The organism is Sphingomonas sp. Leaf20, assembly GCF_001421535.1.
Lineage (GTDB): Bacteria > Pseudomonadota > Alphaproteobacteria > Sphingomonadales > Sphingomonadaceae > Sphingomonas.
On the sequence record NZ_LMKN01000009.1, the window covers coordinates 366,582 to 387,709 of the forward strand.

19 protein-coding genes and 1 tRNA gene are annotated in these 21,128 nt (G+C 65.5%); 11 read left to right on the top strand and 9 right to left on the bottom strand.

The features are described from left to right. Positions 1 to 9: 9 nt before the first annotated feature. Together ASE72_RS15105 and ASE72_RS15110 are read right to left on the bottom strand one after the other, a co-directional pair. Positions 10 to 1,194: a YdcF family protein gene (locus ASE72_RS15105; protein ID WP_235532381.1), complete on the bottom strand. Its 1,185-nt coding sequence runs from the start codon at positions 1,192 to 1,194 to the stop codon at positions 10 to 12. Then, positions 1,191 to 3,710 carry a TonB-dependent receptor gene (locus tag ASE72_RS15110; protein WP_056023137.1) on the bottom strand — a complete coding sequence of 840 codons (2,520 nt, stop codon included), beginning with the start codon at positions 3,708 to 3,710 and terminating at the stop codon, positions 1,191 to 1,193. The genes ASE72_RS15105 and ASE72_RS15110 overlap by 4 nt, the downstream gene beginning before the upstream one ends. Before the next feature lie 315 nt (positions 3,711 to 4,025). Here ASE72_RS15110 and ASE72_RS15115 point away from each other — a divergent pair, with 315 nt between their 5' ends. The 3 genes from ASE72_RS15115 to ASE72_RS15125 are packed head-to-tail and all read left to right on the top strand — an operon-like array spanning position 4,026 to position 6,479. Beyond that, entirely contained in the window at positions 4,026 to 5,111 is a 1,086-nt protein-coding gene (locus tag ASE72_RS15115; RefSeq protein WP_056023139.1) for a catalase family protein, read from the top strand. A gap of 37 nt (positions 5,112 to 5,148) precedes the next feature. Further along, on the top strand, positions 5,149 to 5,718 hold the full coding sequence (locus ASE72_RS15120; RefSeq protein WP_056023142.1) for a type 1 glutamine amidotransferase domain-containing protein: 570 nt from the start codon (positions 5,149 to 5,151) through the stop codon (positions 5,716 to 5,718). Beyond that, positions 5,718 to 6,479, top strand: coding sequence for an SDR family NAD(P)-dependent oxidoreductase (locus ASE72_RS15125; RefSeq protein WP_056023145.1), 762 nt, complete (start codon positions 5,718 to 5,720; stop codon positions 6,477 to 6,479). The genes ASE72_RS15120 and ASE72_RS15125 overlap by 1 nt, the downstream gene beginning before the upstream one ends. Positions 6,480 to 6,575: 96 nt before the next feature. On the opposite strand, the gene ASE72_RS15130 is transcribed toward ASE72_RS15125, so the two are convergent. After that, the gene (locus ASE72_RS15130) at positions 6,576 to 7,001 is read right to left on the bottom strand and encodes an organic hydroperoxide resistance protein (protein WP_056023148.1); all 426 of its coding nucleotides are present in this window, start codon (positions 6,999 to 7,001) and stop codon (positions 6,576 to 6,578) included. A 116-nt stretch (positions 7,002 to 7,117) separates the two neighbouring features. Between ASE72_RS15130 and ASE72_RS15135 the strand changes: the two genes are divergently transcribed. Further along, positions 7,118 to 7,573: a MarR family winged helix-turn-helix transcriptional regulator gene (locus ASE72_RS15135; RefSeq protein ID WP_056023151.1), complete on the top strand. Its 456-nt coding sequence runs from the start codon at positions 7,118 to 7,120 to the stop codon at positions 7,571 to 7,573. A 220-nt stretch (positions 7,574 to 7,793) separates the two neighbouring features. On the opposite strand, the gene ASE72_RS15140 is transcribed toward ASE72_RS15135, so the two are convergent. The 4 genes from ASE72_RS15140 to ASE72_RS15155 all read right to left on the bottom strand — a co-directional run bounded on the left by ASE72_RS15140 (position 7,794) and on the right by ASE72_RS15155 (position 11,133). Continuing rightward, a complete protein-coding gene (locus ASE72_RS15140; RefSeq protein WP_056023154.1) occupies positions 7,794 to 8,726 on the bottom strand; it encodes an AEC family transporter in 933 nt (310 codons plus the stop codon). After that, positions 8,723 to 10,216, bottom strand: a complete 1,494-nt coding sequence (locus ASE72_RS15145) for an FAD/NAD(P)-binding protein (protein WP_235532382.1) — start codon at positions 10,214 to 10,216, stop codon at positions 8,723 to 8,725. Before ASE72_RS15145 ends, ASE72_RS15140 begins: the two co-directional genes overlap by 4 nt. Before the next feature lie 298 nt (positions 10,217 to 10,514). Continuing rightward, positions 10,515 to 10,591: transfer RNA gene (locus ASE72_RS15150), tRNA-Pro, on the bottom strand. Between the two features lie 158 nt (positions 10,592 to 10,749). After that, a complete protein-coding gene (locus ASE72_RS15155) occupies positions 10,750 to 11,133 on the bottom strand; it encodes a hypothetical protein (RefSeq protein ID WP_056023161.1) in 384 nt (127 codons plus the stop codon). 536 nt (positions 11,134 to 11,669) lie between these two features. Between ASE72_RS15155 and ASE72_RS15160 the strand changes: the two genes are divergently transcribed. The 7 genes from ASE72_RS15160 (at position 11,670) to mazG (ending at position 19,188) form a co-directional block, all read left to right on the top strand. Continuing rightward, positions 11,670 to 12,728: a lytic murein transglycosylase gene (locus tag ASE72_RS15160; RefSeq protein WP_082446138.1), complete on the top strand. Its 1,059-nt coding sequence runs from the start codon at positions 11,670 to 11,672 to the stop codon at positions 12,726 to 12,728. Positions 12,729 to 12,857: 129 nt separating this feature from the next. Then, positions 12,858 to 14,096 (top strand): D-alanyl-D-alanine carboxypeptidase family protein, encoded by a 1,239-nt coding sequence (locus ASE72_RS15165; RefSeq protein ID WP_082446140.1) that lies wholly within the window; start codon positions 12,858 to 12,860, stop codon positions 14,094 to 14,096. Positions 14,097 to 14,163: 67 nt separating this feature from the next. Beyond that, complete coding sequence (locus tag ASE72_RS15170) at positions 14,164 to 15,156, top strand: AAA family ATPase (protein WP_235532383.1); 993 nt, start codon at positions 14,164 to 14,166, stop codon at positions 15,154 to 15,156. Positions 15,157 to 15,230: 74 nt separating this feature from the next. Beyond that, positions 15,231 to 16,805, top strand: coding sequence for a methionine--tRNA ligase (metG, locus tag ASE72_RS15175; RefSeq protein ID WP_056023167.1), 1,575 nt, complete (start codon positions 15,231 to 15,233; stop codon positions 16,803 to 16,805). Beyond that, positions 16,805 to 17,593, top strand: a complete 789-nt coding sequence (locus ASE72_RS15180) for a TatD family hydrolase (protein ID WP_056023170.1) — start codon at positions 16,805 to 16,807, stop codon at positions 17,591 to 17,593. Before metG ends, ASE72_RS15180 begins: the two co-directional genes overlap by 1 nt. Then, positions 17,590 to 18,354 carry an MBL fold metallo-hydrolase gene (locus tag ASE72_RS15185; RefSeq protein WP_056023172.1) on the top strand — a complete coding sequence of 255 codons (765 nt, stop codon included), beginning with the start codon at positions 17,590 to 17,592 and terminating at the stop codon, positions 18,352 to 18,354. Before ASE72_RS15180 ends, ASE72_RS15185 begins: the two co-directional genes overlap by 4 nt. An 87-nt stretch (positions 18,355 to 18,441) precedes the next feature. Beyond that, complete coding sequence (mazG, locus tag ASE72_RS15190; RefSeq protein ID WP_056023175.1) at positions 18,442 to 19,188, top strand: nucleoside triphosphate pyrophosphohydrolase; 747 nt, start codon at positions 18,442 to 18,444, stop codon at positions 19,186 to 19,188. Here mazG and hflX read toward each other — a convergent pair. Together hflX and hfq are read right to left on the bottom strand one after the other, a co-directional pair. Then, complete coding sequence (gene hflX, locus ASE72_RS15195; RefSeq protein WP_056023177.1) at positions 19,169 to 20,461, bottom strand: GTPase HflX; 1,293 nt, start codon at positions 20,459 to 20,461, stop codon at positions 19,169 to 19,171. The two genes, mazG and hflX, sit on opposite strands and share 20 nt — an antisense overlap. A gap of 25 nt (positions 20,462 to 20,486) precedes the next feature. Continuing rightward, positions 20,487 to 21,080 carry an RNA chaperone Hfq gene (gene hfq / locus ASE72_RS15200; RefSeq protein ID WP_082446142.1) on the bottom strand — a complete coding sequence of 198 codons (594 nt, stop codon included), beginning with the start codon at positions 21,078 to 21,080 and terminating at the stop codon, positions 20,487 to 20,489. Between the last annotated feature and the right edge of the window lie 48 nt (positions 21,081 to 21,128).

Genomic DNA, 21,128 nt, shown 5'->3' on the forward strand with positions numbered 1-21,128 from the left:
CATACGCGCTCAGGGATCGAGCGGATCGCGGGGGTCGATACGCTTGGACAGGGGCGATGGCCGGAAGCTCAGTTCGGTCGGCGACAGGCGCTGCCCGACTTCGCCCGGCACATAGCCCAGCTCCGCCAGGTTGCGCTGCGTGAAGGCCGCGCTGGCAATCGTCTCGCTCTGGCCCGGATTGCAGACGACCAGCGCGTCCTGGTCGAGCGGTGCGCCCAGCGCGACCAGCAGGCGACTGGCATTGCGCAGGTTGGTCGTGGTGTGGCGCGCATAGGGTTCGACGACGATCGCATCCGCGGGCACGCCATAGCGGTCGATCAGCGCGCTGCGCATCTGTTCGGCCTCGGTGAACCGCGTGCCGCGGGGGTGCGCGCGGCCGCCGCTGACGATCACGAACGCGATATCGCCACGCGCGAAGCGTTCCGCGGCGAGCCGCACATGGTATTTGCCGAACGGGCTGAGCGCCGTGTCGGGGGTCTCCGGACCGACACCGGTGACGATCATCGCGCTGTACCGCCACGCCTTCCAGTCGATCGATCGCGCGCGCTTGACGGCGGGCGCGTTCAGCCCGCCGGTCAGCGGATCGAACCCGATCGCGTCGGTCCGGTCGCTGACGTCGAGCAGCGCCAGCGCATAGTCGATGCTGGTGTCGAGGCGCTGCGCCGACCGTGCGCGCGGCGTGCGCGACAGCCAGTCCGCGGCCTGGAGTCGCGCCCTGGCCTCCTGCGGATCGATCGCACCGGCACCGTCGATCTGCGGATAGCGCGGCACCTGGCCGAGACCATAGGTGCGCAGGATGACATTGACGCCCTCGACCTCTCGCCCGGCCTGCGCAGCGGCGCCGTCGTCCGCATGCGCGGTGTCCTGCGGGATCGCCCGGACGAGAAGCGCTGTTTCGGACGGCGTCCAGACCAGCGCCTGCGCAATGCAGACGACATCCTGTCCGCAGGCGGCACGCCGCGCCGTACGCGCCGCCAGCATCGCCGCGATGCCGGGCTTCGCGATGATCCGGTCAACCGCGCCCGGCTCTGCGCCGATCGCGTCGAACAGCGGGAAAAGCCGCTGAGACAAAGCCGCCATGACCCGGTCGCCGGCAGGCGGCACGCCGATGAGGCTTGCCGCAGGCGGGCCTGCCCCCGCCGGGGCGCCCGCCATCAACAGCGCGGCCAGCGCGATGCTAGCGCGGAACCTCACCAGGACTTTCCGACGACGAGACGGACGTTCCGGCCGAAGATCGGGCGGCCATAGATCGCCTCGGCGCTGCCCTGGCCGCTCAGCTGGTCGGTTCGCGTGTTGCCCTCGGTGAGGCCGTGCGCGTTGAACAGATTGTCGCCGACGACCTGTACCTGCCACGTGCCATGGCGCAACGTGACGCCTGCGCCGGTGGTGCCATAGGCGGGGAGCGCGGTGTTGTTGTAGAGGTCGACGAAGCGCTTGCCCATATAGGTATAGCGGCCATAGACCGAGACGGCGTTGCCGTTGAGATCGAAGTCGAAGCTCGGGCGGATATTGCCGTAGATCTTGGGCTGGCGAACGATCTGCTTGCCCTCTGCCAGGACGGGATCGGCGCCGGTCGAGCTCTGGAAGTTCTTGTATTTGGGATCGCTGATCGTCAGCGCGCCGTTGAGCGAGAACCACGAGGTCAGCGCGAGCGATCCGTCGAACTCGATCCCCTTGACCTGGGCCTCGCCGATAAACGGGATGTTGACGTCGTTGCGGCCCGTCGTCGGGTCGAACGCGAGGAACGACGCGTTGAGCGGGTCGAAATTGGTGTAGAAGCCCGTGACGTAGAGATAGGACCGGCCGGCGGCGAGCTTCAGCCCGGCCTCATACTGGTCGGCGATCGTGGTCAGGATCGTCGGGTTGATGCTCATGACCGTCTGGACGCTCGGCGGCGTCTCGAGATGCGACGCGCGGCCATAGACGCCGATGTGCCGGTTGAAGTCGTAATTGGCACCCGCAGTCCAGTTGGTGACACGCGGCTTGCCCGTCTGGTTGAGGATGCCGCCGGTGAAGGCGCGCGTGGTGTCGTCGGCGAGCGTCGTCGCGTCGCCGAGATTGGCCTGCCCCGTCAGCGCCGCATAGCCCTCGTAGCTATAGCGTTCGTGGCGGATGCCCGCGTCGAAGCGCAGGCCCGGGATGATTTCCCACGTGTCGTTTGCAAAGAGTGCGATCATCTTCGCGTCCGAGTTGCCGCGTGTCAGCGTCGCGGCATAGTTCAGGACGCCGTTGTCGGTGACGCGGCCGATCTGCGTGCCGGCGGCGTTGTACGCGACGAGATCGAGCGTCCTCGGCTTGCCCGCGACCTCCATCAGGTAGTTCTGATAGATCGTCCGGCTATCCTCGCCGTACAGGCTGCCATAGACGCCGAGCTTAAGGTCGTGGCTCCCGAAGCCGGTCTCGAACTTCTTGGCGACCGAGAGATTGACCTGGTTCGAATAGAATTTCGAATGGATGTCGCGGTACTGGCCCTGCACGACGAGCCCCGACGCGGCATAGGGATCATAGGGCGTCGCGGTCCCGGCAAGGACATAGCCGAACGAGGCGACCGGCCCGAACGCGGTCGTCGCGCGCGCGCGGTAGCCATTGGCGAAACCGTTCGCATCGACGGGGTTCGTCGTCGAATAGAAGGCGTTGAAATCGAGCTTGCCCATCGTGAAGCCGGCCTTTGCCGCGACCAGCCAGCCGTCGAACTCCGCATCATATTGCGTGCCGATATTGATCATCCGCATATGGCGGCCGTCGGCGAGGTCGCTCGCCTCGTTCTGGACGACGCCGGCGCCGTCACGGTAGCGCAGATTGACGTTGCGCAGCGCAGGCGAGTTCATCGTGCCGGAGAAATAGTCGATATAGCGGTCGAGCGAGACGGCGGGATTGCGCGGGTCGGCGGTCGGGATCGGCAGGTAGAACACGTTGTGATCGTTGACGTAGTTCACGCTCAGCCGCAGCGAGCCATTGTCGAGATCATGCTTGACGTTCGCGCGGAACTGCCCGCCCTTGTCGTTCGGGAAGCCGTTGTCGCGGTAGCCGTCGTGATAGCGCACGAACCCGCCGACCGCGTAATAGGTGTTGCCGCCGAGCGGACCCGATTGCACCACGTCGGCGCGGTAGAGGCCGGTATCGCCGAGCGTCAGCTGCGCCTTGCCGCGTACCTCGTCCCGCCCCGTCACCTCGATCGCGTTGATGATCGCGCCCGAATAGCTCGCATAGACGGGCGCGGGGCCGCCGCGGACGACCTCGACGCGCTCGGTCATCAGATCGGGTTTCAGGATCGCGTCGCCGCGGAAGAAGACGCCGTCATTCTCATGGAACAGCGGCAGGCCGTCCTGCTGGAAGCTGACAAAGCCGCCGTCATTGGGCAGGCCGCGGATTCGATAGATGTTCTGGACCTCGCCGCCGGTGATCTCGGTCTGGAAGCCCGGCAGCTGCCCGATCAGGTCGGCGAAGTTGACCGGTGCGATCTTCTCGATGTCGGTCTGCGAGATCGTGTTGATCGCATAGGAGGCATCGAAGCGGCGCTGCGCACGCGTCGAGCCGGTGACGATGATGTCGCTGTTCGGCTGTTCGGGGGCAGCGGTCCGATCGTCCTCGCGACCCGGTTCGGCTGTCGTGACGGTGGCTGCGTCGACGACCTGCGCATGAGCAGGCGCGGCAGACGCCGCGTACAGCGCGACGAACGCGGTACCGGTTGCGAGAACGGACTTGAGCATGGACCCCCCAGAAGCTGTGCGCCGCCGAAGCGGCAATCAGGTTCCCGATGGTGCTGGATTGTTACATCTTGAATTCTAAAACCAAAGAAATACCAATTTACGGCGCGTTCCGGTCGCGATTTCGTACGATTGGTTTGCGTGAAGCGACGTGTTGCCGCCGCTGAAAGGCCGCGAGACAGATTGGACGATCGCTAGTCTGCCAGCAAACGGGCATCGCGCCGCGCCGTCTCGCAGATGCCGATTTCTGCCCGGAACCGTACCGCAACGTCTCGGTACGCTGCGGTGTTTAGCTCCTGATTCAACGGGAGTTTCTCCATGGCCTATCTACCCTATCGCGACGACATAGAGACGCCCGAAGCCGACGAGCAGGCGAGTATCGACGGCATCATCGCGGGGATGACGCAGGAGAGCCAGACCGTCGAGCAGCGGGACGGTCATGCGGTTCGTGCGAGCCACGCGAAGAGCACCGCCTGCGTGACCGGCGAGATGGTGGTCGCCGCCAATCTGCCGCCCGAACTGGCGCAGGGGCTGTTCGCGAATTCCGGCACGTTTGCGGTCGCGGTGCGCTTCGCGCAGGGCCCGGGTGAAAAACTCGGCGACCGCGTGTCGACGCATCGCGGCATGGCGATCAAGGTCTTCGGCGTCGAGGGCGCCAGGCTTCCCGGACACGACGCACCGACGCAGGATTTCGTGCTGGCGAGCGGAACGACGTTTCCCGCCGGTACCGCCGCAGGGTTCCTGCGTCAGGCCAAGACAATCGGCCTGACCGTGCCGATGCCCGAAGGTGCCAAGAGCGCGGCGGCGTCGATCGCGCGCAACATCAACACGGTGCTGAACGCGGTCGCCGGAAGCCCCAGTCCCACGCTCGACTTCTATGGCCACCCGTTCAGCCATCCGCTCGACGAATGCTATTTCAGCCAGTGTCCGGTTCGCTTCGGTGACCATGTCGCCAAGATCGGCGCGTTCCCGGTGGCGGCGGAACAACGCGCGCTCGACGACTGGCGGCTCGATCCGGATCAGGACGAGGATGGTTTTCGTCATGCGGCCATCGACTATTTTGCCGAGAATGACGCGTTGTTCGAACTGCGTGCGCAGGTGTGGACCAATGCGGACACGCAGCCGATCGAGGACAGCTCGGTCGACTGGCCGACTCAGGACAGCGAGTATCGGACCATCGCCACGATCCGTCTGCCGCGGCAGGCCGCCTATGGCGCCGAGCGCGTACGCTATTTCGATGAAGTGATGACGTTCCGTCCCGCACACAGCCTGGCGGCGCACCGTCCGCTGGGTGGCGTAATGCGCGCCCGGATGCAGGTGTATCGCGCGCTGAGCGATTTCCGCCACCGCCAAACCGGGATCGCCGCGGCCAATACGGCCCGCATCACTGACATTCCGGCCTGACGCCGTTGCCAGAAACGCTGAACTCGAAAGGATAGTCATGAAGCTCGAAGGCAAGACCATTGCGATACTGATCGCACCCCGCGGCACCGAACAGCCCGAATTCGCACAACCAAAGGCCGCCGTCGAGGCGGCTGGTGGCAAGGTGACCGTCATCGGGCTTCAGGCTGGCGAGGCGGAGACGTTCAACAACGACCTCGATCCGGGCGCCAAGTTCACGGTCGACAAGGTGATCGACGACGTCGCCGCGTCCGAATTCGATGGTCTGGTGATCCCCGGCGGATGCGTCGGCGCCGACACGCTGCGGGGATCGGACAAGGTCGTCGCGTTCGTGCGCGATTTCTTCGCCGCGTCGAAGCCCGTCGCCGCGATCTGCCACGCGCCGTGGACGCTGATCGAAGCCGATCAGCTGCGCGGACGCACGCTGACCTCCTTTCCGACGCTGAAGACCGATATCGAGAACGCAGGCGGCAGCTGGGTCGACCGGGAGGTCGTCGTCGACCAGGGCCTCGTCACCAGCCGCGACCCCAACGACCTTCCCGCATTCTGCGCGAAGCTTGTCGAGGCGTTCGGCGACGGCAAGCACACCGTGCAGGCGGAAAACGCGTAATGGCGCGCTTCTCGGACACGATCGTGCTCATAACCGGTGCCGCATCGGGGATCGGGGAGGGCGCCGCACGCCGCTTTGCCGAGGAGGGCGCGACGCTCATGCTGGGCGACATCGACAAGCCCGCGCTTGATCGCCTCGCGAGCGATCTTGGCGGAACCGTCGAGACCCGGGAAACCGATGTTTCCGACCGCGAGGCCTGCGAAGCGCTGGTACAGGCAGCGGTCGACCGTTTCGGCCGGATCGACGTGCTGATCAACGATGCCGGCGTCGACCACCTCGGCAAGCTCGACGAGGGCGATTTCGCGGACTTTACCAAGGTGATCGAGACCGACCTGTACGGCGTCGTCCATATGAGCCGCGCCGCGATCGCGCATCTGCGCAAGTCCCGGGGGTGCATCATCAACGTGTCGTCCGTGTCCGGCCTCGGCGGCGACTGGAACCACAGCTTCTACTGCGCGGCGAAGGGCGCTGTCAGCAATTTCACCCGCGCATTGGCGATGGACGAGGCGAGCAACGGCGTGCGCGTCAACGCGGTGAACCCGTCGCTGACCTATACCGCGCTGACCGCGGGCATGAAGGAGCAGCCCGACCTAATTGCCAAGTTCGAGGAGCGCATTCCGATGGGTCGCGGCGCAGAGCCCGCCGACATCGCCGGCGCGATCGCTTTCCTTGCCAGCGCCGACGCGCGCTTCATAACCGGCGTCAACCTGCCGGTCGATGGCGGCCTGACTGCCTCCAATGGACAGCCGCCGCTATCCTAGGCGCCTCTGCGGTGGTCTTCGCGCGCTGCGTGCGAGGGAATTTGCTGGGCGCTCACGCGGAACGGGCCGGAGACATGGGTCTCCGGCCCGGCCCCGTCAGGCCAGCGTCAGACCGACGTCGACGTTGCCGCGCGTCGCGTTCGAGTAAGGGCAGATCTGGTGCGCGGTGTCGACCAGCCGCTGGGCCTCGTCCCGATCGATCCCCGGCAGCGACACCGTCAGGTCCGCGGTGATGCCGAAACCGCCAGCGCTGCGCGGCCCGATACCGACCTTGGCGGTGACCGCCACGTCCTCGGGAAGCTTCACTTTCAACTGCTGTCCCGCAACCTTCAGCGCGCCGATGAAGCAGGCGGAGTACCCCGCCGCGAACAGCTGTTCGGGATTGCTGCCGTCGCCACCCGCGCCGCCAAGTTCCTTGGGGGTGGACAGCTTGACGTCGAAACGGCCGTCCTCGGTGCGGGCATGGCCGTCGCGGCCGCCCGTCGCGGTGGCGGTCGTGCTGTACTTGACGTCGATCGACATGGCTGATCTCCTTTTAGTTGTCGCGATAAACAATCTAGGTAGTGTCTCGCATTCTGTCCAGGTCTATTTTGCGCGATAATCATCACCGTGCTATATAAGGCCTAAGGAGAAATTCGATGCCTACCCCAGCGCCGCTGCCACTCGACGAGCAGCTCTGCTTCTCGCTCTATGCCGCGAGCATCGCGATCAACCGCGTCTACAAGCCAGTGCTCGATCGGCTCGGCATTACCTATCCGCAGTTTCTCGTGCTCCAGATCCTGAACGGCGCCGAGGACGGTGTACCGATCGGGGCGATCGCGGAGCGTCTGGCGCTCGAGCCGAGCACGATCACCCCGCTCGCCAAACGGATGGAGACGGCGGGGCTCGTCACGCGCGTTCGCAATCCCGCGGATGAGCGGCAGGTCCGTGTTCGGCTGACTGAGCGGGGAAGGGCGCGTTGGCGCGAGACCGGGTGCCTCGCCCCCATGATCGTCGAGCGGACGGGCATGTCCCGCGACCGGCTTGCGGCGCTGAACGTCGAGGTGACGGCGATGCGGCAGGCGCTGACCGCGGACCCGGTCCCCATCCGGTGACGGCCGAAGCGGCTGATCGTTGACCATCGATCCGTGGACGCTGCCTGCAAGAGCCCCCGCGCACGTGGTACCGGATACGCAGGCCGCGCGCGTATCTCTGCCGCGTCGATGAGCGCAGCGAGTGCAAAGAGCGTTTCGTCAGACCAGCGAGCAGCCGCCCTGACTGTCGACCTGGCTCCACGCCCAGCGAGATCGGGCTCGCCGAGCGGGGAGGGCGCGGTCACCCTGTCGGCATTGCCGAATGGAACAGGCCAACGACCAGCAGGACAAGTACCAGCGATACGACGCTCGACAGGGCGACGAGCACTGCTGCGGCCTTGCGGTTCGTGTCGAGCAGCGTCGCGAACAGCGTCACGTTGCTGGCGATGGGGAACAGCGCGACGAGCCCGACGATCACACGGTCGCGCGGGGTCAATATGCCGACAAGTGCCGCTTCGAGTGCGAGTGCAGTGCCGAGCAGGATCAGACCGCTGGCCTGCCTGACAGCGAGGATGCGCGTCATGAGTTTCGGTCGCCAGTCGTCACGGCCGGTCTCCGCGAGGTTCAGACCGATCACTGCCATGCCGAGGATCGAGACGAGCGTGCCTGCAATCGACAGCACGGGCTTTGCCGCCTCGGGCATCGTGACGCCTGCCAGTTTGGCGATGATGGCGCCGATCACGACATAAACGATTGGGACGCGCAACGCCTTGGTCGCCGCCTTGCGTGCGCCCTCCTTGGTACGCGCGATCAGGAAATAGCCGATCGTGTCGCCATACAGCGCGCTGCCGATATATGCGCAGATGACCGTCGATGCGCCGACCTCGCCGAACAGCGCCTGGCTGACCGGAACGCCGAAGAACGCCACGTTGAAGAACGAGAAGGACGCGGACAGGAGCTTGGGGTCGAAATCCTTGCCGAGCCGCTGCGCCAGACGGTGTGCGGGGATGCTCATCAGCGCGGCGACGGCGAACATCAATGGCGGGATCACCATGAGCTGCCGCGTCTCCGCAGCCAGCACCTTGTCGATCACCAGGAGCGGGATGAGGCCGAAGACGAGGATCGTCGAGAAGAGCTTCGCCGCCCACGGGAGACGCCCCCCGACGGCCCAGCCTATCAGGATGACGCCGTAGAGCGGCAGCAATGCCGCGGCGATGTTGCCGATCGCGCTCATCGCTGGCGCAGGATGTCATCGACCGCGCGGCCCGCGCATTCGACGTTGAACCACACCGCATTGGTGTCGCGAAGCTCGCCGTTGAGCAACTGGCCGAGCGCGTAGAGACGCGGCGCATCGCGTGTCGCGGATATGATCCGGCACGTCGCCCGGTGCGCGATGGCGCCTCCGACGGGATGCGGTTGCAGCCACTGCTTGGCGAGCAGGTCCTTGATCAGCGGCTCCTTCATCTCGTCCAGCGTCGTCGCCTGTCCGGTGGCGTTGACGACGATCGGCGTCTCGAGCGTGTCGCCATTGTCGAACGTGACCGTAAAGCCCGCGCCGCCTTCGTCAGCGACGGTCTCGTCGATCTGGCCTCGAACGGTGAGCAGGCCACGGGCCATCGCATCGGCGAGACGCCGCGCGTTGATCATGGGGGTGACGAACCGTGCCGCGGCGAAATGCGGTGCGAGCCATTTGCCGAACCGCTTCTGATCAACCGGGCGCAACAGGTTCCAGATCGCCGTGGAGTCATGTCTTGCGGCAGTGAGGATGCGCTGGAACGGCTCGTCTTCCGCTTCGGCGACGGCAATGTCGTGCAGCAGCGCGGCCTCCGCGTCCCCGCCATAGCGGTCCTCAGCCTGCCAATCGATCGGCCGACCGGCCGCGGTCTCGGCTTCCGTCCGGAACAGCCGGAACAGGTCGACGATCGAGAAGGCGGCGCCGCGCTCGCGGATCAGACGGTGGACGTTTTCAAGCGTCAGGTACCGCCGCTCATAGCCCGTCTCGGGGGCGGGGATCTCGACACGCGGGAGCATCCCCTCCTTGGAAATCAGGTGGATGTGCCCCCGGTGATCATTGTCGAGCAGCGTCATGACCGCGTCGATCGCGCTGAGCCCGCTGCCCAGGATGACGACCGGTTGGTCACGCTCGATATGCTCCGTCATCTGATGCGCAGGGTAGGGGGAGTCGAAATAGCCGGGCGCGCCATTAAGCGTGCCGAACCTGTCCGGATCGGGCGTGCCGATCGTCAGGAGTACGATGTCCGTCGCGATCGTCGTGCCGTCGGACAGGGTTATGCGCGCTGCGAGATGATTGCCCTCGATGCTCACGGCCTCCTGGTGATGGATCCGGACGTCGATCCCCGCGGCACGCGCGCGATCGAGCGCTCGGTCGAGGACGTCGCGCATATAGAGGCGATATTCGCGGCGTTGCGGGTATTCGACCCCGTCGGGATCGAGCGGCGTACCCGCTTCCGCGCGCCGCGCCTCGAGCCAGGTCCGGAAGTGGCCCGGCTCCTGATCATACAACCCCATCAGTCGGGATTCGGTGTTGAGGAGATGCCCGGGCTGCTCGGTGCCGAACGCCAGCCCGCGCGCAAGCGCGTCGTCCCGTTCAATGAGATGGATCAGCCAGCCATCGCCGGGATCATAGCTGAGCCGGGTCACAGCTTCGGCGAACGCAGCGACGCCGCAGGCGCCCATTCCGATAATAGTCAGTGTTTTCGGCATCATATCCCGTTCCGGTAGGAAGCTGGGACAACGCGCCGCCGCTACTCTGTGCCGCCTGGGCAGCAAAATAACGCGCTGGGGATACGTTTCGCGGCCTTTGACGGCGGGAGGTCGACGCTCTGCCCGGGCAGGTGCGCGGCTTCGTGTCGATACGTGACGGTAGCAGGGTGTGCGCCCGTGGCGCTGACAAGCGTCGGACCTCAGGCGTTCTGGAGCCCATGAAGGTGTCACGTGTATCTGTTTGAAAAGGTCGCTTGCGTGAGCGCTAAGCGGCCAGGATTATACGACAAACGTACAATGGTCGGGGAGACAGGATTCGAACCTGCGACCCCCTGGTCCCAAACCAGGTGCGCTACCAGCCTGCGCCACTCCCCGACGCCGTTGCCCTTAGCGGTTGCGCTTCGACAAAGGCAAGCGGCTTCGTTACCCGTCCCGTCGAAATCGGGTATTTGCTTATTTGCCGCGTTGTCATTTCGAGGACCCGGCCCTGGCATCGCACCGTGGACGAGACGCGATGCCAGGCGACCCGACCGTCAGGCGGCGCGCTTGATCTGGAACAGCATCTCGCCGACGCGCAGATAGCGTTGGCGCACGATCTCGAACCCGGCGGCGCGCAGCAGTGCCTTGAACTGCCGCGCCGAATAGGCGTTGCGCCAATACCGCGTCCGCTTGGTGCCCGAGCGCCAGAAGGCATGCGTGCAATAGGACAGCGTGATCCGTTCGAATTGCTGCAGCTGCGCGAGCAGCGCCGGGACGTCGTCGATATATTCGAGGACGCCGAGCATCACCGCGTCGGCGACATCGAACAGGGGCAGGCTGGCCTCGTTCAGGTCGATGACGATGGTATCGAGATCGCGTGCGACGTGATCACAGCCGATATACAGCGTGTGCGCGGGGAGAAATGCGCTGATCGACATTTGTCCGCAACCGATATCGACGACCGCGGGCAGATTACCGGATGTCGCGTCAAGTATCCAGCCGGCAGCTATCCGCGATCGCCGAACCCAAAGCGCATCAACTTTCACAAATCCCTTAGGCGGCGGCGATTCCAGATAAATATCGATTTCCGATGTTGCCGATGAACCGTATTCGGACCGCGCCACTGTGTGCATCTGATAGCCCCGCTCTCGATGTTTCCTTTGTATCTGCTGGAACTAAAGCCAATACGTGATGAGTCAATGTACGCCAGTTATCTCTGTACTGCGGATTAGAGGGCTACAAAGACGTCGCCGGTGGTTATGTCATTGTTATTGATATATGCCGGGCAATTGCATCGTAAACGGATGAGAAACTTGTGCGTCGCTAGTGTATATAAGTAACAGCGGTCGGTCCTGTCGTCCCGGACGCCAGGCGCGCGTCTTGTGCATCCCCGGCGACCTTGCCGCGTCGGTCTGTGCGATCCCTGCGGTGGGCGGGGTTCCGATCCGGGTGCCCCTATGGCAGAGCGGCCGCCATGTGGGGATCATCAAAGACAGCGCGTCGGTTTGGCCGGCTCTGTGTGACCGCTGTTGCGGCGCTTATCATCGCGGGGGCAGGGTCTCGGGCCGCCTACGCGCAGGACGAGGCCGGATTTCAGGCGTATCTGGGCCAGCTTCGACAGCAGGCATTGGCGGACGGCGTCAGCGCGCGAACCGCGGATGCCGTGTTTCCGACGCTGACGCTGAACGACCGGGTGATTGCGCTCGATCGTGCGCAACCGGGCAGCGGTTCGAGCAGCGCGATCCCGGCGTTTGCCCCCTATCGTGCCCAGCATGTCGATGCCGCGCGCATCGGGCGCGGGCGACAAACCTATCTGGCGCAGCGCGGCCGGTTGCAGCGCATCGAGCGCGAGACGGGCGTGCCGGAGTCGATCATGGTCGCGATCTGGGGCCATGAGACGAACTATGGCAGCTACACGGGCAATTTCGACCTGCTGCGCTCGCTGGCGAGCCTCGCCTATGAAGGGCGTCGGCGGACGCTGTTCGCCGGCGAATTCATCGCAGGGTTGAAGATGCTCGATCGCGGCGTGACGCGTGACCAGCTGAAGGGCAGCTGGGCAGGGGCCACGGGGAACCCGCAATTCCTGCCCTCGATCTATCTCAGGCTTGCGCGGGACGGCGATGGCGATGGCCGTGCCGACATCTGGAACAGCCCGGCCGATACGCTGGCGTCGATCGCGAATTACTTTGCCAATGCCGGCTGGCGCGCGGGCCAGCCCTGGGGTGTCGCGGTCACGGTGCCTTCGGGCTTTGACCGGACACAGATCCGCAATGGCCTGGTATCGCCGCGCTGCCCCCGCGTCTTCGAGCGGCACAGCGGGTGGCGGACGATGGCGGAATGGCGGGCGCTGGGGATTGCTCCGCAGGGCGCGAGCCTGCCCGCGGACCCGGTCATGGCGACGCTGCTCGAGCCCGATGGCCCGGGAGCAACGGCCTATCTGCTGACGGGCAATTACCGCGTGATCCTCGATTATAACTGCTCGAATTTCTATGCGTTGTCGGTCGGGCTTCTCGCCGATGCGGTCGAGCGGTGAGCGCCGCATAAAAATCCTGGAACACGCGCGTGACGCGGTTGTGCCGCCGGGCTAAGGTGCGGCGGCAAGCCCAAGGCGGCGCGGGACCTTGCCCCGATACCGCGTTCCTCTTTTGACGTACGGATACCCATGACGAAGCTGTCCAAGACCCTGTCGGCCGCACCTCTCGCGGCGATTGCCCATCATGCTTTCAGTGCGGCGGTCCGTCCGCGGCTGATCGCCGCGCCGCTGGCGCTGGTCGCGCTGGCGACGCCGTCGATCGCCGCTGCGCCGCAGTTCCAGACCGCCGCACCGATTGCCTATATGCAGGATCTGTCGTCGGGCGCGGTGCTGTTCGCGCGCGACGCCGACCGCCGTATGCCGCCCGCATCGCTTGCCAAGATGATGACCGTCTATGTCGCATTCGACATGGTCAAGAAGGGTGAGCTCAAGCTCGACCAGATGGTTCAGGTTCGCCCCGAGACCTGGGCAAAATGGCATGGCCCGTCCGCGGGTTCGACGATGTTCCTGTCGGCTGGCGAGAATGTCAGCGTCGCCAATCTGCTGTACGGGATCGTGACGCTGTCGGGGAACGACGCGTGCGTCGTGCTCGCGGAATCGATTTCGGGGTCGGAGCAGGCGTTCACCGAGCGGATGAACCGCGCGGCAGCCCAGCTCGGCCTCAAGGACAGCCATTTCGGGACGTCCAACGGCTGGCCCGACAACGGCGTGACCTATGTCACCGCGCATGACCTCGCGACGCTCGCCGCTGCGACGATCACCAATCATCCCAAGCTCTACAAGCAATTCTATTCGAAGCGCGACTTCACCTGGGGCAAGACCATGGGGGGCAGCGCGATCACGCAGGCCAACCGCGATCCGCTTCTCGGCCGCGTCGCGGGTGCCGACGGGCTGAAGACCGGTCATACCGAAGAGGCCGGGTTCGGCTTCGTGGGTTCCGCCGAACAGAATGGTCGCCGCCTCGTAATGGTCGTCGCAGGCTTGACCGGCTTCAACCAGCGCGCCGACGAGTCGGTGCGGTTCATGGAGTGGGGCTTCCGTGCGTGGCAGTCGAAGCCGATCGTCGCGAAGGGCCGCAAGGTCGAGGACGCGTCGGTCCAGCTGGGCGATTCGTCGACCGTCGGGCTCGTCGCGCCCAAGGCGCTGACCGTCACGGTACCCGCGGGCACGTCGCCCGGGATGAACGCCAAGGTCGTCTATCAGGGGCCGATCAAGGCGCCGATCAAGGCCGGCCAGCATATCGCGGATCTCGTCGTTTCGATGCCCGACGGCGTCGAGCAGCGGATGCCGCTGGTCGCCGAGAAGGATGTCGCCGAGGCAGGGTTCTTCGGTCGCGCCTGGGCGGGGCTGACGGGCTTCTTCGGATGATGCGCACCGCGCCGGATCGTATGCGCGATCCGGCGGCACGCGCGATCCCCGATCCGCGGACGCACCGATGGGCGACGTTGTGACCAAGGTGTTCGGCAATGATGCTGCACAGGCGGCGTTCGTGTCGGCGATGCACGGTGGTGCGCTGCATCATGCGTGGTTGCTGACCGGACCACCCGGCGTCGGCAAGGCGACGTTCGCGCGTATCGCGGCGATGCGGATGCTGGCCGAGGCGCGAGGCGGGCGATCGTCGCTGCCGCCCGGCCTTGATGTGCCCGCCAACGATCCGACGCGGTCGCTGATCGAGGCCGGATCGCATCCCGACTTCCGCGTCCTCGCGCGCCTGCCCAAGGATCCCGACAAGCCCGATCAGGATATCGCGCGAAGCATCTCGATCGCGCAGGTCCGGACGCTGCAGCCGCTGTTCGCGACGACCCCGTCGATGGGGCCGCGCAGGGTCGTGATGATCGATGCGATCGACGATCTCGAGCGCGGGGGCAGCAACGCGCTGCTGAAGAACCTCGAGGAGCCGCCCGCGGGGACGATATTCCTGCTGGTCAGCCACGCGCCGGGGCGATTGCTGCCGACCATCCGGTCGCGGTGCCGCCTGTTGCGGTTCGGGGCGCTCGAGCCCGCCGAGGTCGCGGCCGCGATCCGTGCGGCGCGTCCCGATCTAGACGACGGCGAAGTCGAAGCGCTGGTCCTGGCCAGCGAAGGCGCCCCGGGCAAGGCGCTGCGCTATGCAGGGCTGGATCTCGCCGGGATCGACACCGCGATCGCCCGCATCGCGCGCGATGGTGACCGCGACAACGCGCAGCGACTGAAGCTTGCAAAGGCGCTCGCGGGAAAGCCCGCACAGCCGCGGTACGAGGCGTTTCTCGACCGGGTGCCCGCGTTCATCGCGCTGGCGGCACGCGAACGCTCGGGTCTGCGGCTGAAGGCCGCGCTCGACGCGCACGCGGCTGCGCGCGATCTCGCGGGGGCGGCTATCGGGCTGTCGCTCGATGCGCAGGCCACCGTGTTCGAGATGGCGGGCCTCGTCGCAACGCTCCACGAGTGAACCGGGGGGAGGGCGTGCACCGCGTCGCCACGCGGTGGCTTCACCTGCTCCGGGGGATGTTCTAGGAGCGCGGCATGGCCGATCCTTTTTACATCACCACCGCAATCCATTACCCCAATGGGCGACCGCATATCGGCCACGCCTATGAGATGATCGCCGCCGACGCGATCGCGCGCTTCCAGCGCCAGGCGGGGCGCGACGTGCTCTTCCAGACCGGTACCGACGAGCATGGCCTCAAGATGGTCCAGGCCGCGCGCGACCGGGGCGTGCCGGTACGCGAATTCGCCGACGAGATGTCGTCCTATTTCAGCGCGATGGCCGATCGTCTTGAGATTTCGTATGACCGGTTCATCCGCACCGTCGACACCGATCACTATGCCGCGAGCCAGGCGATCTGGCAGGCGATGGCGGACGCCGGCGACCTGTATCTCGATCGGTACGAGGGCTGGTACTCGGTCCGCGACGAAGCATTTTACGACGAGGCCGAGTTGACCGGCGAGGGCGACGATCGCCGTTCGCCGCAGGGGACCCCGGTCGAATGGACCGCGGAGGAGACCTGGTTCTTCCGCCTGTCGAAATATCAGCAGCCGCTGCTCGATCTCTATGCGGCAAACCCCGATTTCATCCGGCCGGAAAGCCGCCGGAACGAGGTCATGCGGTTCGTCGAAGGCGGGCTGTCCGACCTGTCCGTCTCGCGGACCAGCTTCGACTGGGGCGTGCCCGTGCCCGGCAGCCCTGGACACGTCATGTATGTCTGGGTCGACGCGCTGACCAACTACCTGACGGGGACGGGCTATCCGCATACCGGCCAGAATACCGGCGCAGCGGATTCCGATCTCGCCCGCTTCTGGCCGGCGGACCTGCATCTGATCGGCAAGGACATCGTGCGCTTCCACGCGGTCTTCTGGCCCGCGTTCCTGATGTCGGCGAACATCCCGCTGCCCAAAAGCGTGTTCGGCCACGGCTTCCTGCTGACGCGCGGCGAGAAGATGTCGAAGTCGGTCGGCAACGTCGTCGATCCGATGGCGCTGGCGGATGCGTTCGGTGTCGACGCGCTGCGCTATTTCTTCCTCCGCGACGTGAGTTTCGGCCAGGACGGCAGCTATTCGCCCGAGGCGATCGTCATGCGCGTCAACGCCGAGTTGGCGAACAGCTTCGGCAATCTAGCGCAGCGGACGCTGTCGTTCATCGCCAAGAACCTCGACGGCGCGCTTCCCGCGGAGGGGACCGTCGATCCTGCCGACGGGCAGTTGATCGAGGAGGTGATCGTCGCCTGCGCGGCATTCAAGGCAGGGTTCACCGACCTTGCTTTGTCGCACGCGATCGAGGCGTGGATGCGCGGCGTCTTCGCCTGCAACCAGTATATCGACGCGCAGGCACCCTGGGCGCTTCGCAAGACGGATCCCGAGCGCATGAACGCCGTGCTCGGCACGCTCGTCCGCGCGATCCGGATGCTGGCGATCGCGATCATCCCCGTCGTACCGAGCGCCGCCGGCAAGGTACTCGACCAGATCGGTGCCGACGCGCGCGATCATGCCGCGATTGATGACGATGGCTGGTATGCACGGACCGCGGCAAGCGCGTTCAGGATCGTCGCTCCGACCGGCGCGTTCCCTCGCCTGGAACTGCCGCAGGATGCCGAAGCCTGATGCTTGCCGATAGCCATTGCCACCTGAACTACCCGGGTCTCGTCGAGGATCAGCCGGCGGTGCTCGAGCGGGCGCGTTCACGCGGTGTCACCGCGATGCTCAATATCTCGACGCGCGAGAGCGAATGGGATGCCGTGGTTGCGACCGCCGAGCGCGAGCCGGATGTCTGGGCGACGATCGGTATCCATCCGAACGAAGCCGATAATCACGGCCTGGTCGATGCCGCAACGCTCGTCGACCGCGCAAAACACCCGCGGATTGTCGGGCTGGGCGAGACGGGGCTCGACTATTATCGCGAGACGTCGGATCGCGGACGCCAGCAGGCGAGCTTCAGGGCGCATATCGACGCCGCCCGACAGACCGGGCTGCCGATCGTCGTCCACACGCGCGATGCCGAAGACGACACCGCGGCGATCCTGACGGAGGAAATGGGGAAGGGGGCCTATTCGGGGGTCATCCACTGTTTCACGGCGAGCGGAGAATTCGCCGACAAGATGCTGGATCTTGGGCTTTTCATATCGCTGTCGGGGATCGTGACGTTCAAGAATGCCCGTGATCTGCAGGCGGTCGCGGCACGGTTGCCGATCGAGCGGCTGTTGATCGAGACCGACGCGCCATTCCTGGCGCCGGTGCCGAACCGGGGCAAGACGGGCGAACCGGGATTCGTCGCGGACACGGCAAAGTTCCTTGCCGAACTGCGCGGTGAGACACTCGAAAGCCTGACGCGCCGCACCGCAGAGAATTTCCACGCGCTCTTCAGCAAGACGAAGGATGAGGCCTCGGCGTGAAAGTAACGATACTTGGCTCTGGTACGTCGTCGGGCGTGCCGCGGATCGGCAACGACTGGGGTGCCTGCGATCCGACCGAGCCTCGCAACCGCCGTACCCGCGTTTCGGCGCTGATCGAGCACGAGGATACGCGGATCCTCATCGACACCGGGCCTGACATGCGCGAGCAACTGCTCGCGGCGAATGTCGCGACGTTCGACGCGGTCATCTGGACGCATGATCATGCCGATCATTGCCACGGGATCGACGATCTCCGGCAGGTCTTTCACGCCATGGGGAAGCCGGTCGTCGGCTATGCCCGGGCATCGACGCTGACCGCGCTCGAATCCCGCTTTACCTATGCGTTCAAGGGACGCAGCGGCTATCCTTCGACGATTGCGGCAAACGTCCTGCCGGACAGGCTGACGATCGGCGGGATCGACATCAGCGTCACGGATCAGCCGCACGGCTCGATCACCGCTGCGGGGCTGCGGTTCGAGTCCGCGGGGAAGTCGATCGGCTACGCGACCGATTTCCACGAGATGACCGATGCGATGACCGCGCTGTACCAAGGGCTCGACGTCTGGATCGTCGATGCTTTGCGCAAGCGGCCGCATCCGACGCATCCGCAGCTCTCGTCGGTGCTCGATTGGGTCGAGCGGTTTCAGCCGCGCCGTACCGCGCTGATCCACATGGATCACAGCATGGACTATGCGTCGCTGCGTGCGGAACTGCCCGAGGGGGTCGAGCCGGGATATGACGGAATGGTCCTCACCGCGTAAAACGATCGCACACGTATTTAACATAATGTATATTATCAATCTTGCCGATGGGTGAATTGATAGCGTCAGCCAACAGGATGTCCCCCGATGATCGAGCGCCTGACCGAGATCATGAAACGTCTGCGCGATCCTGTTGCGGGCTGCGAATGGGACCGCGTCCAGACCTGGTCGACGATCGCGCCGTACACGATCGAGGAAGCCTATGAAGTGGCCGACGCGATCGAGCGCAACGACGCCGCCGATCTCAAGGACGAACTCGGCGACCTGCTGCTCCAGATCGTCTTCCACGCGCAGATCGCCGAGGATGCCGGCGCGTTCACGCTGGCGGACGTGGTCGATGCGATATCCGACAAGATGGAGCGGCGGCATCCCCATATCTTCGGCGACGCGTCGGCGTCGCCCGGCTGGGAGACGATCAAGGCTGCCGAACGGATGGCGAAGTCGGACGATGCCGCCGACACCAGCGCGATCACCGGTGTGGCGCTCGGCCTGCCGGCGCTGGCGCGCGCCGAAAAGCTGCAGAAGCGTGCTGCCCGTGTCGGCTTTGACTGGCCTGATGCCGCCGGGCCGCTCGCCAAGGTGCACGAGGAGATCGACGAGATCGCGACCGCAGGGCCCGATACGGTGGCCGAGGAAATGGGCGACCTGCTGTTCGCGGTGACCAACTGGGCGCGTCACCTCGGCATCGATCCGGAGGCAGCCCTGCGGCGTGGAAACGCAAAGTTCGAAGCCCGCTTCCGTGCGATGGAGCACGAAGCGGGCTCCGGATTTGCCGCCCTCACGCTCGCCGAAAAGGAAGAGCTATGGCAGGCCGTCAAGCGTCGCGGCGGCTAAACCGATCATAGTCCGCTTCCGAGAGACGCACGTCGTAGGTCGTCTCGAGGCCGTCATCGTGGCTGTCGACCACCTGCCCGTGCGCGTGAAGCCATGCGGCCCCCGCCCCGTCGGTGGCGTCCAACGTGATGTGATACCGCCGATGCGCATTGGTCAGCCTCGCCGCGACCTGCGCGATGAGGTCGTCGACCCCTTCCCCACCCAGCGCTGAAATCGCCACGACGTCATCGCGGTGCGCGGCCTCGCCCACCACTTCCTCGTGATCGGCGGGATCGAGCAGATCGAGCTTGTTCCAGACCTCGAACCGGGGCGTCGTATCGTCGACGCCGATCTCGGCGAGCACGGTCTCGACGTCCGCGCGCTGCGCCTCGGTATCGGGATGCGCGATATCGCGCACATGGATCAGCAGATCGGCCGAGACGACCTCTTCGAGCGTCGCCTTGAACGCGGCGACGAGCTGTGTAGGGAGGTCGGAGACGAACCCGACGGTGTCCGACAGGATCGCCTTGTCGATCCCCGGCAGGCGGATCTGGCGCAGCGTCGGATCGAGCGTTGCGAACAACAGATCCTCCGCCATGACGTCCGCGCCGGTCAGCCGGTTGAACAGCGTCGACTTTCCGGCATTGGTGTAGCCGACCAGCGCGATCACCGGCCACGGCGCGCGCTGACGCCGGTCACGGTGAAGCCCGCGCGTCCGGCTGACCTGCTCCAGTTCGCGGCGCAGTCGTGCCATGCGATCACGGATCAGGCGGCGATCCGCCTCAATCTGGGTCTCGCCCGGGCCGCCGAGAAAGCCGAACCCGCCGCGCTGACGCTCGAGATGCGTCCAGCTTCTGACGAGCCGCCCGGCCTGATAGTCGAGATGTGCCAGTTCGACCTGCAACCGGCCCTCGGCGGTCGCCGCGCGTTCGCCGAAGATTTCGAGGATCAAACCTGTCCGGTCGATGACCTTCGTCTCGAGCGCCTTTTCGAGATTGCGCTGCTGGATCGGGCTGAGGCTGGCGTCGAACACGACCAGCCCGGCCTCTTCGAGGCGGACCTGCGTCGCGAGCAGTTCGACCTGCCCGCTCCCGATCAGCGTCGCCGGCTTTGCCTGCCGGACGCGATAGGCGATGCGTTCGGTGACGACCACGCCGATCGCGGCGGCAAGACCGGCGGTCTCCTCCAGCCGCGCATCGACGTCGCGCGTCGCATCGCCCTGATCGGGCAGGACGACGATCGCACGCATACCGCGCGCGAAATCGTCGCGATCGCGTTCGAAGCCAGTGCTCAAACCGATGGTCCCGTCATCGCGCCGATCATTCCTCGTCCGCTCCGTCGTCCGTCTCGTCGGTCTCTTCGGCGAGATTGAGCGGCCGCGCAGGCTGGATCGTCGACACCGCATGCTTGTAGACGAGCTGTGCCATGCCCTCGCGCTGCAGCAACATGCAGAACAGGTCGAATCCAGCGATCTGCCCCTGCAGCATCACGCCGTTGATGAGGAACATCGTCACGCTGTCTTCGGATTTGCGGACCGCGTTGAGGAAGATCTCCTGGAGCAGCGGCTGCTTCTTCTGATTTTCGCCGACCGAGGCGACGATCGCGTCGATGTCCATCGGACCCGCGGGCATGATCGTCGAGATCGCATGCTTGTAGATCAGCTGGGACTGCCCATCGCGGCGCAGCAGGACGGAGAAATTATCGAACCAGGTCACGATCCCCTGGAGCTTGACGCCCTTGACGAGGAACATCGTGACGGGCGTCTTCGTGCGACGCAGCGCGTTGAGAAAGAGGTCCTGAAGCGAGCCAGTTTTTTCGGCCAATGGGATAACCCTTTTATTGGCGGGACTTTGCCCGCATGGCGCCGTTTCCCGGCGTCGGAGACTCGCCCGGTTGCCGGGCGCGGTGCTGATCTAGGAACGCGGTGTCGTTACGTCCATAGCCTGATACCGCGCCGCACG

Coding starts and splice junctions, on each gene's coding strand:
- ASE72_RS15110 (WP_056023137.1), bottom strand. CDS start 3,710: ATGCTCAAGTCCGTTCTCGCAACCGGTACCGCGTTCGTCGCGCTGTAC.
- ASE72_RS15115 (WP_056023139.1), top strand. CDS start 4,026: ATGGCCTATCTACCCTATCGCGACGACATAGAGACGCCCGAAGCCGAC.
- ASE72_RS15120 (WP_056023142.1), top strand. CDS start 5,149: ATGAAGCTCGAAGGCAAGACCATTGCGATACTGATCGCACCCCGCGGC.
- ASE72_RS15125 (WP_056023145.1), top strand. CDS start 5,718: ATGGCGCGCTTCTCGGACACGATCGTGCTCATAACCGGTGCCGCATCG.
- ASE72_RS15130 (WP_056023148.1), bottom strand. CDS start 7,001: ATGTCGATCGACGTCAAGTACAGCACGACCGCCACCGCGACGGGCGGC.
- ASE72_RS15135 (WP_056023151.1), top strand. CDS start 7,118: ATGCCTACCCCAGCGCCGCTGCCACTCGACGAGCAGCTCTGCTTCTCG.
- ASE72_RS15140 (WP_056023154.1), bottom strand. CDS start 8,726: ATGAGCGCGATCGGCAACATCGCCGCGGCATTGCTGCCGCTCTACGGC.
- ASE72_RS15145 (WP_235532382.1), bottom strand. CDS start 10,216: ATGCCGAAAACACTGACTATTATCGGAATGGGCGCCTGCGGCGTCGCT.
- ASE72_RS15155 (WP_056023161.1), bottom strand. CDS start 11,133: ATGTCGATCAGCGCATTTCTCCCCGCGCACACGCTGTATATCGGCTGT.
- ASE72_RS15160 (WP_082446138.1), top strand. CDS start 11,670: ATGTGGGGATCATCAAAGACAGCGCGTCGGTTTGGCCGGCTCTGTGTG.
- ASE72_RS15165 (WP_082446140.1), top strand. CDS start 12,858: ATGACGAAGCTGTCCAAGACCCTGTCGGCCGCACCTCTCGCGGCGATT.
- ASE72_RS15170 (WP_235532383.1), top strand. CDS start 14,164: ATGGGCGACGTTGTGACCAAGGTGTTCGGCAATGATGCTGCACAGGCG.
- metG (WP_056023167.1), top strand. CDS start 15,231: ATGGCCGATCCTTTTTACATCACCACCGCAATCCATTACCCCAATGGG.
- ASE72_RS15180 (WP_056023170.1), top strand. CDS start 16,805: ATGCTTGCCGATAGCCATTGCCACCTGAACTACCCGGGTCTCGTCGAG.
- mazG (WP_056023175.1), top strand. CDS start 18,442: ATGATCGAGCGCCTGACCGAGATCATGAAACGTCTGCGCGATCCTGTT.